10 protein-coding genes are annotated in these 13,104 nt (G+C 46.3%); 4 read left to right on the forward strand and 6 right to left on the reverse strand.

Translation table 11 applies throughout. The features are described from left to right. Nucleotides 1-45: 45 nt before the first annotated feature. Nucleotides 46-1,905 (forward strand): bifunctional homocysteine S-methyltransferase/methylenetetrahydrofolate reductase, encoded by a 1,860-nt coding sequence (locus RIN81_RS10405; RefSeq protein WP_309089901.1) that lies wholly within the window; start codon nt 46-48, stop codon nt 1,903-1,905. Then, nucleotides 1,886-5,329, forward strand: a complete 3,444-nt coding sequence (gene metH, locus RIN81_RS10410) for a methionine synthase (protein WP_309089903.1) — start codon at nt 1,886-1,888, stop codon at nt 5,327-5,329. Before RIN81_RS10405 ends, metH begins: the two co-directional genes overlap by 20 nt. A 327-nt stretch (nt 5,330-5,656) precedes the next feature. On the opposite strand, the gene RIN81_RS10415 is transcribed toward metH, so the two are convergent. The 3 genes from RIN81_RS10415 to RIN81_RS10425 all read right to left on the reverse strand — a co-directional run bounded on the left by RIN81_RS10415 (nt 5,657) and on the right by RIN81_RS10425 (nt 9,120). Next, nucleotides 5,657-7,738 carry an MMPL family transporter gene (locus RIN81_RS10415; protein WP_309089905.1) on the reverse strand — a complete coding sequence of 694 codons (2,082 nt, stop codon included), beginning with the start codon at nt 7,736-7,738 and terminating at the stop codon, nt 5,657-5,659. Nucleotides 7,739-7,825: 87 nt separating this feature from the next. Then, nucleotides 7,826-8,395, reverse strand: coding sequence for a TetR/AcrR family transcriptional regulator (locus RIN81_RS10420; RefSeq protein ID WP_309089907.1), 570 nt, complete (start codon nt 8,393-8,395; stop codon nt 7,826-7,828). A 119-nt stretch (nt 8,396-8,514) separates the two neighbouring features. Then, nucleotides 8,515-9,120 carry an FAD-dependent monooxygenase gene (locus tag RIN81_RS10425; RefSeq protein WP_309089909.1) on the reverse strand — a complete coding sequence of 202 codons (606 nt, stop codon included), beginning with the start codon at nt 9,118-9,120 and terminating at the stop codon, nt 8,515-8,517. Nucleotides 9,121-9,400: 280 nt separating this feature from the next. Here RIN81_RS10425 and RIN81_RS10430 point away from each other — a divergent pair, with 280 nt between their 5' ends. Further along, nucleotides 9,401-9,601, forward strand: coding sequence for a cold-shock protein (locus RIN81_RS10430; RefSeq protein WP_050181749.1), 201 nt, complete (start codon nt 9,401-9,403; stop codon nt 9,599-9,601). 180 nt (nt 9,602-9,781) lie between these two features. Here RIN81_RS10430 and RIN81_RS10435 read toward each other — a convergent pair whose 3' ends face one another. Then, nucleotides 9,782-9,952 (reverse strand): hypothetical protein, encoded by a 171-nt coding sequence (locus RIN81_RS10435; protein WP_242233814.1) that lies wholly within the window; start codon nt 9,950-9,952, stop codon nt 9,782-9,784. A gap of 170 nt (nt 9,953-10,122) precedes the next feature. Next, nucleotides 10,123-10,344: a DUF378 domain-containing protein gene (locus RIN81_RS10440; RefSeq protein ID WP_242233815.1), complete on the reverse strand. Its 222-nt coding sequence runs from the start codon at nt 10,342-10,344 to the stop codon at nt 10,123-10,125. A gap of 175 nt (nt 10,345-10,519) precedes the next feature. On the opposite strand from RIN81_RS10440, the gene RIN81_RS10445 reads away from it, so the two are divergent. After that, nucleotides 10,520-11,782, forward strand: a complete 1,263-nt coding sequence (locus RIN81_RS10445) for an erythromycin esterase family protein (protein WP_309089912.1) — start codon at nt 10,520-10,522, stop codon at nt 11,780-11,782. 15 nt (nt 11,783-11,797) lie between these two features. Here the strand turns inward: RIN81_RS10445 and RIN81_RS10450 are convergent, their stop codons facing one another. Then, nucleotides 11,798-12,454: a M50 family metallopeptidase gene (locus tag RIN81_RS10450; RefSeq protein WP_309089914.1), complete on the reverse strand. Its 657-nt coding sequence runs from the start codon at nt 12,452-12,454 to the stop codon at nt 11,798-11,800. Nucleotides 12,455-13,104 lie beyond the last annotated feature (650 nt).

Below are 13,104 nucleotides of genomic sequence, written 5' to 3' on the forward strand. Positions count from 1 at the left end.
AGGCTTTTTTATTTTATTATTCAGTATAAGAGAGGATGCTGCGCCATGACACTGCTCGACAAGTTAAAAACAAGCGTGCTGACTGCCGATGGAGCGATGGGTACATTATTGTATTCTTATGGAATCGATTTTTGCTATGAAGAACTGAACACGGAAAAGCCGGAAGTCATTGAAAAAATCCACAGCGACTACATTCAAGCCGGAGCGGATGTTATTCAAACGAATACGTATGGCGCGAATGCTTTAAAGCTTTCCCGATATGGAATGGAGAGCCGTGTACGTGAATTGAACGAAGCGGCGCTGCGTATCGCGAAACGGGCGGTGGCTCCGGGCGGCCAGTTTGTACTTGGCACAATCGGCGGCATTCGCGGCATCCGTAAAAGTACAGCGACCAACGATGAAATTCTCGCTTCTGTACGCGAGCAGGCTGAAAGCTTATTAGCCGGAGATCCAGACGGACTGCTGCTTGAAACATATTATGATTTTGAAGAATTGACCGCTACTGTAAAGCTTCTTCGTCAAATGAGCAATGTGCCGATCATTGCCCAAGTATCCATGCATGAGCCGGGTGTTTTGCAAAATGGACTGACTTTAAATAATGCTCTTTCTCAACTTGAAGGCATCGGAGCGGACGTGGTCGGTGTCAACTGCCGTCTCGGTCCTTACCATACGATTCAGGCGTTTGAAGAAGTCACACTGCCAAGCAAAGCATTTCTTTCCGCTTATCCGAATGCGAGCCTGCTGGATGTAGAAGATGGCCGGATTGTTTATGAATCAGAAGCCGACTATTTCGGGCGGGCGGCCGTTCTTCTTCGCAACGAAGGTGTCCGCTTAATTGGCGGCTGCTGCGGCACAACACCGAAGCATATTGAGGCAGCGAAAAAACGCCTTGCCGGCCTTCCTCCTCTGACGGAGAAAAAAGTACAAACGAAAAAACCCATTATTATTCAAGAAGCGGCACCGGCGACAGATGTCTCCATTTGTGAAAAAGCGAAAACTGAGCGCACCATTATCGTTGAGCTTGATACACCCAAAACACTTGTAGCGGACAAGTTCATCGAAGGTGCGAACGCACTTTATAAAACAGGCATTGACGCCGTGACGATGGCGGATAACTCTCTTGCTTCCCCGCGCGTCAGCAACATGGCAATGGGTGCTACGCTAAAAATGAAGCATGATGTTCGTTCTCTCGTTCACATTACGTGCCGCGACCGCAATTTAATCGGTCTGCAATCCCACTTGATGGGTCTCGATGCGCTCGGCCTTCATGATGTTCTCGCGATTACAGGCGACCCGACAAAGGTCGGCGACTTCCCTGGCGCGACCAGTGTGTATGATGTTTCAAGCCTAGAGCTCATTCAGCTTATTAAACAATTGAATGAAGGGATTTCTTTTTCTGGTAAACCGCTGAAAAAGAAAGCCAACTTCTCCGTTGCTGCGGCGTTTAACCCGAATGTCCGCGTACTGGACCGGGCTGTTAAGCGGATGGAGAAAAAAATCGAATGTGGTGCAGACTACTTTATTACACAGCCGGTGTTTACAAAAGAAAAGATTGTTGAAGTACATGAGGCAACGAAGCATTTATCAACACCTGTGTTTATCGGTATTATGCCGCTGACCAATATGCGGAACGCCGAGTTTTTACATCACGAAGTACCGGGAATCAAGCTGTCGGATGAAACGCTTGAGCGTATGCGTGCCTGCGGCGAAGACCGCGAAGCGTCTGCAAAAGAAGGCGTTCAAATTGCCAAGGAATTGATTGAGACAGCAGCCGGCTTGTTTAACGGCTTGTACTTGATTACGCCATTTTTACGCTATGACATGTCAATTGAACTGATTCACTTCATAAAAGAACTTGATGCACAGAAAGAAAGCGGGGCTGTTTATGACCACACATCTTATTGAACAAGAGCTGAAAAAACGCATCCTCCTCATTGATGGCGCAATGGGGACGATGCTCCAAAATGCGGATTTAACACCAGAGGACTTCGGCGGCGAAGAGTATGACGGCTGCAACGAAAATCTTGTCCTCACAAGACCGGACGTGATCGAACGTATCCACCGCGAATATTTAGAAGCGGGCGCGGACATTATTGCGACGAATACATTCGGAGGCACTCCGGTTGTATTAGATGAGTACGACCTCGGTGATCAAGCATATGAAATCAACCTGCGCGCCGTACAAATTGCCCGAAAAGCCGTAGACGAATTTTCAACACCGGACTGGCCCCGCTTTGTCGCTGGCGCAATGGGACCGACAACGAAAACATTGTCTGTCACCGGCGGTATTACCTTTGACGCGCTCGTTGATGACTTTGAGCTGCAGGCAAAAGCGCTGATTGAAGGCGGCGCGGATTTGATCTTAATGGAAACGAGCCAGGATATGCTGAATGTAAAAGCCGGCACCCTTGGCATCCGCCGCGCTTTTGATGCAGCGGGCGTGGAGCTTCCGGTGATGATTTCAGGCACCATTGAGCCAATGGGCACGACGCTTGCCGGACAGAATATTGAAGCCTTTTACATTTCAATTGAGCATATTAAGCCGCTCTCTGTCGGCTTAAACTGCGCCACTGGCCCTGAGTTTATGACCGATCATATTCGTTCTCTGTCTGACCTTGCGACAAGCTATGTAAGCTGTTATCCAAATGCCGGTCTTCCCGATGAGGAAGGTCGTTATCATGAATCACCAGACTCACTGGCGCAAAAATTGTCGGCTTTCGCCGATAAAGGCTGGCTGAATATCGTCGGCGGCTGCTGCGGGACAACTCCTGAACATATCCGGGTTATGCGGGAAGCGGTCAAGGATAAACAGCCGCGCGTATCGCCTGAACATCCACACGGACATGCTGTTTCGGGTATTGAGCCGCTTTTATATGATGATTCCATGCGTCCCCTTTTCATTGGAGAGCGGACAAACGTAATTGGCTCACGTAAGTTCAAGCGGCTCATCGTCGAAGGAAAATTCGAGGAAGCTTCTGAAATTGCCCGGGCACAGGTGAAAGGCGGCGCCCATGTCATTGACATCTGTCTGGCTAACCCAGACCGTGAAGAGCTGGACGACATGAAAGCATTTATGGCAGAAGTCGTTAAAAAAGTGAAAGTCCCTCTTGTGATCGACTCTACCGATGAAAAAGTCATTGAAGAAGCATTAAAATTTTCACAAGGTAAAGCCATTATTAACTCCATTAACTTAGAAGATGGTGAAGAACGCTTTGACGCGGTGATGCCGCTTGTGAAAAAGTATGGTGCGTCAGTAGTGGTTGGCACGATTGATGAAGAAGGAATGGCTGTTACACGTGAACGCAAGCTGGAGATCGCCATTCGCTCACATGATTTGCTTGTAGAAAAATGGGGACTTGCACCAGAAGATATTATTTTTGACCCGCTTGTCTTCCCTGTTGGCACAGGTGACGAGCAGTATATCGGTTCTGCTGTTGAAACCATTGAGGGGATCCGCCTGATTAAAGAACGGCTTCCGAAATGCTTAACCGTTCTTGGCGTAAGTAACGTGTCATTTGGCCTTCCTCCTGTCGGCCGTGAAGTGCTGAACGCCGTGTACCTGTACCATTGTACGCAGGCAGGTCTTGACTACGCAATTGTTAACACGGAGAAGCTCGAACGGTATGCCTCGATTCCAGAAGAAGAAATCAAGCTTGCCGATGATCTGCTGTTTACGACAACCGACGAAACGCTTGCTCTGTTCACTGACTTTTACCGTGACAGAAAAAAAGAGAAAAAAGAAGCAGACATGCCGAAAACCGTGCCGGAGCGGTTAAGCTATTACGTGGTTGAAGGTACAAAAGAAGGCCTTCTGCCTGATCTTGAAGCAGCACGCGGTATGTACGATGATCCGCTTGATATCATTAACGGTCCGCTCATGAAAGGAATGGCCGAAGTTGGCCGGCTGTTTAACGACAACCAGTTGATTGTTGCCGAGGTTCTGCAAAGTGCAGAAGTCATGAAAGCATCCGTTGCTTACCTTGAGCAATTTATGGAGAAAAAAGAAGACGATACAGGAAAAGGCAAAGTTATTTTGGCTACCGTCAAAGGTGATGTGCATGACATCGGTAAAAACCTCGTCGATATCATTTTAAGCAACAACGGCTTTAAAGTAATTGACGTCGGTATTAAAGTAACACCACAGGCATTGATTGACGTGATTCGTAAAGAAAAGCCGGATATGGTCGGCCTGTCAGGACTACTTGTTAAGTCCGCCCAGCAGATGGTGATTACTGCCCAGGATTTTAAATCAGCGGATATTGATGTCCCTATTTTAGTTGGCGGCGCCGCTCTGTCACGCCGGTTTACCGAAACAAAAATTTCCCCGGAATACAGCGGGCCGGTTTTGTATGCCAAAGATGCGATGGATGGGCTTGATATTGCCAACCGCCTGCAAAATGCTGAACAAAAAGTGACGCTTTTGCAGGAGCTTGAAGAGAAAAAAGAAAAACGAAAAGCGGTTGAAGCGTACCGCGACGAACGAAAAGAGCAAGCTGTTGCCGTCGCGCCGAAACCGGTGAAAACAGTCCGTGAAGACGTTCCTGTTTTTGTTCCTCGTGATACACGCCGCCGCGTGCTGAAGGATTATGCAATTTCACACTTGAAACCGTATGTGAACATGCAGACATTAATCGGCCATCACCTCGGCATGAAAGGCAATGTGAAAAAGCTGCTCGAAGAAAAAAATGAAAAGGCGGTTCAGCTTCATGAAACCGTGACAGGCTTTTTGAACGAGGGCACCTTAAAAACAGCAGCTGTGTATCAATTTTTCCCGGCCCAGTCTCAAGGTGATGATGTAATTGTTTATGACCCGGCGGATGCGAAAACGGAAATCGAACGGTTCACTTTCCCGCGCCAGGAAAAAGAGCCGTTCCTCTGCCTGGCTGACTACGTAAAATCAGTCGAAAGCGGCGAAATGGATTACGTTGGCTTTTTCGTGGTAACAGCCGGCTTCGGTGTCCGGAATGCGGCCGTTAAGCTGCGCGAGGAGGGCAAGTTTTTAGACAGCCACGCCCTTCAGTCCACCGCGCTTGAGCTCGCAGAAGGCTTTGCCGAGCGTATTCACCAGGAAATGCGCGACCAATGGGGCTTCCCGGATCCTGTTGACTTTACGATGCGTGAACGATTCGCGGCCAAATACCAGGGCCAGCGTTTTTCATTCGGGTATCCAGCTTGTCCGAACCTTGAAGACCAGGAAAAACTGTTTGGCCTGATCCAGCCGGAAGAAATCGGTGTTCATTTAACGGAAGGCTTCATGATGGAGCCGGAAGCATCCGTTTCTGCCATTGTCTTTGCTCATCCGGATGCCCGTTATTTTAATGTTCATTAAAAGAACCTTTTACTTTAACCCGTAATAAGCTGACAGTCGATATACGTTATTAACCGTTAACCTTTTCTATTCAACGGCTTTAGACTGAGACAAATAAAACCTTTTGCTTCCTTTGATGCAAGGAGTGCGGGCTGTTGGGATGAGAGCCGATAAGGCGGCGGACGGGCCAGCTAAGCCCATAGGAGTCTTCACCGCACAGACTCCAACGGGATGCACAGTGAGTCAGGAAACCCCGCAGGCGCGTGCGCCGAGGAGGCTCCCGCACTGCCCGTAGAAAGCTTTTACAAAAAAAGACTGACGACAAAGTCGTCAGTCTCAAGCCGTCCATTATGGACGGCTTTTTTCTTTCTCAAAAAATAAAATCAATGCCGGCAGCAAAAGCCCCCTTACAAAAAAGGTATCAATGAGAATGCCGACTGCAACGATGAATCCAAATACAAACAGCACTTCAATGGGCTGTGTCATCAATACGGCAAAAGTAGCAGCCAATATAATACCTGCGGATGAAATCACTCCTCCTGTTTTGGCTACAGCCCTTTCAACTGTTGCTTTGAGCGAATGCTTTTTTCGTTCTTCCATGTAGCGTGAAACGAGAATAATATTATAATCGATGCCGAGCGCAACGAGGAACACGAACGAATACAGCGGCACTCTTGTACTGATGGCGTCGATGCCAAACAGCGCATTGGTTAAAAACAGCCCCAGGCCAAGCGCAGATAAAAACGACAGGACGATCGTCCCGACCATGTAAAGCGGCATTTTCCACGAGCGCATAAGAATGATGAGCAGGACAAAAAGCAGGATAACTTCAAGCGCTACAATAAGCAGTAAATCCCGATCGTTCAACTCCCGGTCATCCAGCTTCTCGGCTGTTTCCCCAGCAAAAAACAGCTTGCCTTCTATTCCTGCATCGTCAAAGAGCTCCTCCTCCCGCTCTCTTAAACCGGACAGCGTATTAAGCGCTTCTTCACTATAAGGGCCCGCTTCGAAAGCAAGGGTCAGCTCATGTACATTTCCTGATGCTTCAGATGTCTGCGGGACGGCAGATAAAATACCTTCCTGTTTGTTAAGCTCCGCGGCTAAAGCAGCCGGATCTCCGTTTCCTTCATAAATCACAGTTGTCGGCGATACATCTCCCGCCGAAAATTTGTCCTCAATGATACGATATCCGACAAGAGACGGCATATCGTCCGGGAAGGATTTTAATGTATCAAATTCATATTTAATATTGACTACGTTAAAAGCCGAGACAAGAAGAAATACAAGTACAATACCGCCGGAGAGTACAGGTTTAGTTGTCACAAAACGCGCCACGCGTCCCCAAAGGCCGCTCTCTTTTTTCTCCCCTTCTCCCGTCTTAGGCACCTTCGGCCAAAATGACCGCCGTCCAAACAACTGAAACAAAGCCGGCACGAGTGTAACAGAAGCAAGCATAATCACTGCCATGACGGTGGCAAAAAGCGGCGCAAAGTTTTGATAGTCGCGAATATGTGCAAAAAACAACACAAGCATCGCTGCCAGCACGGTACCGCCGGAGAAAAAAACTGGCTCTCCTGTTTCCCTCATAGCCCATTTCATTGCATCAAATTTGCTGTCATGGCGGCGCAGCTCTTCACGAAAACGCGCCAGCACAAACAGCGAGTAGTCAGTGACGGCCGCAAACAACAAAATCGTCATAATAGACAGAGCCTGACTGCTCATCTCAAGCCCCGCGGCTCCATAAAGACCTAGTATCCGATCTGTCACTGCATACACGAGACCAGATGCCAAAAGTGGGATAAACGCAAGCAACGGTGAACGATAAATCACAATAAGCAAAACTAAAATAAGAACAACCGTTGATAACAGCAATACAATATCTGCTCGTGAAAAAAGGGCAGTCGTATCGGCTGCAATACCGGCTGGCCCGGTTACATACACTTTACTGCTGGATTGTTCTCCAGCCATTTTTGTGATCTGGTTAATACGCGGCTCAAACTCTTTACTGGTGAAGCCTTCCTGAAACACAACAGGGATAGCTGCGGCAGAGGCATCCGCCGATAAAAACTCGGCTCGCGCCTGAGGCGGCAGCTGAGCAAACGGTGCTATGCCCGTGATCCCGTCTATTTCTTTCTCAATAGAGGCGAGCGTCCTGGCAATCTCCGTTTCTTCTACTTTTCCATTTTCCTCGTTAAAAACAAGAATAGCCGGCGTGCCGCCTTCGTCCGGGAAATACTCTTCCACTTTTTTTGCCGCCTCAATCGATGTTGCATCCTCCGGCAGCGACTCAAATGCATCCGCGGTGTAATCACGTGCTGTCGGTGCCCATACGCTTAACATCACAATCCCCAGCAGCCAGGCTGCCAGCACGGTCCACATTCCTTTTTTCGTCCCCACCCAATCCGTCAGCGGCCGGAGTGCTTTTTTCATATCTATTCCTCCTTAAGCAGCTAGTATATCTTTATTAAATTCTATTTCTGACACAACTGTCAAATTTAAAATGTAAAAAACGGAGCGTCAATGCGCTCCGCTTCCTTCATACCATAATGCAAACAAGTAATCCGCCCATTCATGCGGCGGCAGCTGCAGGGAATTTGGTGTATTAATCAGCTGAAAAAACAAACCGGCCAGAGCCTCAATAGGGATGTCTGAACGAACCGTGCCCTGTTTTTGCGCGGCGTCAAAAATCCGATCTAGCTGTCCGCGCAAATGTTTAAGCATAACTAGTACGTCTTTCACCTGCTGTGCCGCTTTTTCAGATTGCGTGACATCCACTTTGCGGGCGTCTCCTAAAAAATAATGAAGATCCGCTTCTTCCATATATACACGCAAAAGCTGCTGCAGCGCTTGAATCGGGTCCGTTTCATCGACTCTTCCGGCTTTTACAAGAGCCCGTACCATTGCCCGCTTCATGACAGCTGCTGCTACCTCTTCTTTGTTTGCATAATATTGATAAATCGTGCTGCGCGCTCCTGGCAGATGGCTGGCTAGCAGCTTTAAATGAAAGCTGCTGTAACCGTGCTGCACAATAAGCGCCTCCGCCGTATCCAAAAGCTCATCTTCTGTAAATGCCCGTTTTCGCCCCACGGCGACCGCCCCTTTAATCCAATTCTTTCCCTCAGTTTATCATGGGGCACCGGTTTGTTCCACACAAGGCTGTTTCCATATCAAAAGAGCCTGCTTGTCTCAAGCAGGCTCTTTTGATTTTACATTGCTTCCGATACAGAGCCCATGCTCTCCGTCATCCAGAGAAGGCTCTTATCTGCCAATGCCGCTTTTTCGATTTGTTGATGCGGTTCTCCGCCTGTTCCTACCGTGATTTTTGAATGGATAAAATAGGTTTGCTCGTCTGTTTCGGCGTATACGCCGGCAAGCACATCTTCATCGAACAAAATTCCTTTGACGGAAGCGCCTTTGAGCAGCTTTAAATTCGAAAAGGATTCAGCCTGCCGATACAGCGCGAGCAGCACCATTCGGTTCATATGTCCATTATGCTTATATAAAGGCTTCATGAGCAGCTGCTGTACTTTCTCTTCTTCCAGAAAAACATAGAGCTCCTGCATCGCCGGTTTAATATGCCGGTCAACGCTATCAAGCAGCTGAAGCTCATACATAAGCTGTGTAAACGACGTTTCATTTTGCTGTTGTGGCTGATGGAAATCCGGGTTCCTCTCCAGCACGGTCACATTCATGCCCTGCTTTGCTAAAAAAAGCCCCATAATCATCCCGGCCGGCCCGTCTCCTGCAATACAGATATCCGTTTCCAATGTCACAGCACCGGCTTGTTGGCTTGTGATTGCAGTGGTGTCCATTTCCATCTTCCTTTCTTGAAAGTGTTCATTCTGTCTTGCTAATTTCACTATATAAAGAATCAAGATGGTTGTCTCGAAGTTTGTCAGAAAGATTGACAAACTTTTTGGACAATTCATTCTTTTTTTAAAAAAGAAATTTGCTTTATTTCCGTTTTCCTGTTATTATGAAAAAGAATTATTTTTGTTCGGAAAAAGCTGTTAAGTGATAAACTTTCCATCTGAACGTAGTGAGCAAGGATAGTAACACAATGTGTGCACAGCACACGAGGAGGAAACACACATGGAACAAGGTAAAGTAAAATGGTTTAACGCAGAAAAAGGTTTTGGTTTCATCGAGCGCGAATCTGGAGATGACGTATTCGTTCATTTCTCAGCTATTCAAGGTGACGGCTACAAATCTTTAGACGAAGGCCAAGCTGTAACATTTGATGTTGAAGCAGGTCAACGCGGACCACAAGCAACAAACGTACAAAAAGCGTAATTTCACTTCGTTATACGCAGCAGACTTTCTTTTGAAAGTCTGCTTTTTTTTATTTGAAAACGGAAAGCCCTCTGTTTGAAATAAACAGAGGGCTGCATCAACATCAACATGGATTGTTAAATGGTATATTGAGTATACCACAAGATCTTTTTCCTGATGCTTTTATTTTCAAGATGTGTATTACACACCCATTTTCCGGCGAGAATTGCTTACTTTTTTCGTTTGCTGGCTTTGCATTTTTTTTGTTGATGTATTAAAGCTTCCTTTTGCATTGCCGCCTGCATTTTGTGCTTTCTTTTCTTCCAGCTTTTTCATCATTGCTTCTTGCAGCGTCATTTTCTTTTCAGCCATCCTTATTCCTCCATGCTTGTTTTTTTTCAGTGTATCATGTTTTTGCTTCATTTGCTTTTTATTTATAGAAAACTGCAGCCGGCTTTTTTGCCTTTAACGCAAAAAAGCTGTTTTAAACATCCAGTAAGCGCGATGCTTAAAACAGCTTTTTATCCATACTCAAAGTAATGTTAGTGAGTAGTGTGACGTGCATTGTCCCGGTTGATAAGCGACAGAAATTTTAGTGAATATAATGCAGATAATCCAACAAGAATGTAAACGATTCTTGCCAGAAGAGCATCTTGTCCACCGAAAATGGAAGCCACTAGGTCAAATTGCAGCAAACCGACAAGAAGCCAGTTAATACCACCTACAATCAACAAAATGAGTGCAACAGAATCAAGAGCCTTCATGTTTCTGCACCTCCTTTCACTTCGTTACAATTAGTATTACCGTTATCCTCCATTTTGAAACATACAGCCAAAATAAGTTTTAAAAAAGCAGAATTGGGTTATAAATAAAACGTTTTACAACCGCAATGAAGTTCGTGATTATGGCTATACTAAACAAAACGTGAGGAGTGAAAAAATGCTCAAAACAGAACAGTACGTGGACCGCATTAAACAGCACGCTGTCCGTTTTTCGCATGCTGAAGGTCTGTCTCCTGTTGTTCAAGCGGCTAAAAATGCCAAATATGTCCTGCTTGGCGAGGCATCACATGGAACGTCCGAATTTTACACTACACGTGCCGCCATTACGAAACGACTGGTTGCGGAGCATGGCTTTTCCTTTATTGCAGTGGAAGGAGACTGGCCAGCCTGCTTTGAAGTGAACCGCTATATAAAAGGACAGGCGCCGGAGTATGCCAATGCGGAAGAAGTGCTTCGTTCTTTTCGCCGCTGGCCATCCTGGATGTGGGCAAACGATGAAATAGAAGACCTGGTAAATTGGCTATACGATTTTAATCAAACAAATGAAAAACAGGTTGGGTTTTATGGGATGGATGTTTACAGCCTGTGGGAATCCATGGAAGCCATTGTTGACTACTTGGAAGAGATTGGATCTCCTGATGTGGAGAAAGCGAAGCGGGCATTTGAATGCTTTGAACCCTTTCACCGCCAGGCCGAGCAATATGGCATTTCTACTGCTTTTTACGGTGAAAGCTGCATGGAAGAAGTCATGGATTTACTCAAGACCATCCAGCAAAACCGAAAAATGTATACGCGTGATCCCGAAGCATCCCTTAATATGCAGGTAAATGCCCTTGCAGCGAAAAACGCAGAATCGTATTATCACGCAATGGTAACCAATGGAAATGAATCATGGAATATCCGTGACCGTCATATGGTAGAGGCTCTTGGATTTATTACGGCTCATTACGGAGCCGGCTCAAAAGGAGTCATATGGGAGCATAATACACATATTGGCGATGCGCGTGCCACAGATATGGCAGAGGAAAATATGGTAAACGTCGGGCAGCTGACCCGAGAAATATACGGGCACGATCAAGTATTTGCAATCGGATTTGGCACTCACCGTGGTACTGTGATCGCTGCTGACAGATGGGGAGAAGAAATGGAAGTGATGCCGGTGCCGGAAGCAATGCCTGGAAGCTGGGAAGATATGCTTCATAAGGCTGGCGCCTTTAATCAATACATTTTATTTGGCCCTGAAAACCAGGAGCTGTTTCGGGAAACAGTCGGACATCGAGCTATCGGTGTTGTTTATCACCCTGGAAGAGAACGATTTGGCAATTATGTTCCGTCGCGCTTATCCGAACGCTATAACGCTTTTATCCATATCGACAAAACGCACGCTTTGTCGCCGCACTTTTTTCATGGACTGCTTTAACAAAATAAAATTTCCCTACCCGGCAAGCAGCTTGCCGGGTAAATAAATGCCGAAATACAAAGCCTGAATCAAAAAAAGCAGTCCCCAAACGCGGCTTGAAATCCCGGTAGAGCGCTTTAAAGCAGAAGCATCCCCCGCTTTTTGAGGAGAAACAAGGCTTAAGTAAAAAATGACCCAGCTGCTGCGGACGGATTCCACCAGCAAAACCGCTGTAATCACATACATATATGCCTGCTGAGCAGCCCCGGATGCGTACATATAAATGGCCGCGCTTCCTGTAAAAAATGCTACAAGCCAAAGAAAGCCGAACCAGTTGCGCACCCATAACACTAAACTAACCGCTAAAATCATAAACAGGCCGTAATACAGCCAGCCAGTATAACCATTCAGCGATGCCCAGGAAACAAAAAACGCAGAGGCAGATGCGAATGGATAGCCGGCAAGCGATGTAACAATCGCAGTGAGCCTGTTGGCATGCGTAGTATAGGCCACGCCGCTCGTATCCCAAAACAGCTGGACGTGATGGATGCCACCGCCCGACAAAAGACTTGCGAGTACGTGGCCAATCTCATGCAAAAGCGTATTTAACACACGAAAGTATTTCCCCGCTATCGGAATACACGTTAAAAGGATTGCTGCTCCAACGAACAACATCGCCTGGCTGATTGTCATCGCATCCCCTTCTTTATCCGCTTATTTCATACGCATAAGACCTAATTACATGTTTCAATTTATTTATTTTATCATGCACGAATAAAGTCCACCAACTTTCGGATGACTGGTAAAAAAAGCGATGCGGATGCATCGCTTTTTATTCGAGCCTGGCTCTTGTATGAGTGGACTGTACGATCATTTATCTCCATGCTGCCACTTTTCTAGTCCATATTAAAAGAACAGCATGTTTAATACGATCGTTAAAACAATCGATAAAACAATAGAAATGAGAATGCTTCCCATACAGGACATACGCATAGTTTATAACCCGCCTTTTGTAGTAGTGCCTTTCTTTTACCCTCTTCTGTCAACGCTTTAAACCAGCCGGATCGTTGGGATTTAAGAGACATTCCTTCCTTATATTGCACTTTTTTATAGGTTCTTATTTTCTCTGCTGCCCTTACCAACACTAAAAAAGCTTTAACATCCAATGACACTCCTTACGCAGGTAAAAACAAAAGAGATGTCTCATTCAGACATCTCAGAGTGTAGACAAACCCTATTTTCGAAAAGAACTTCTGCGAAAATGGGGGTTTCGTCTTTTTGTTTTAACTTATTTAGTTGACTTGTAACTAAAACAACACAAAATCTTGATTGCTCATTCAATA

This window comes from Domibacillus sp. (assembly GCF_031181085.1).
Lineage (GTDB): Bacteria > Bacillota > Bacilli > Bacillales > Domibacillaceae > Domibacillus.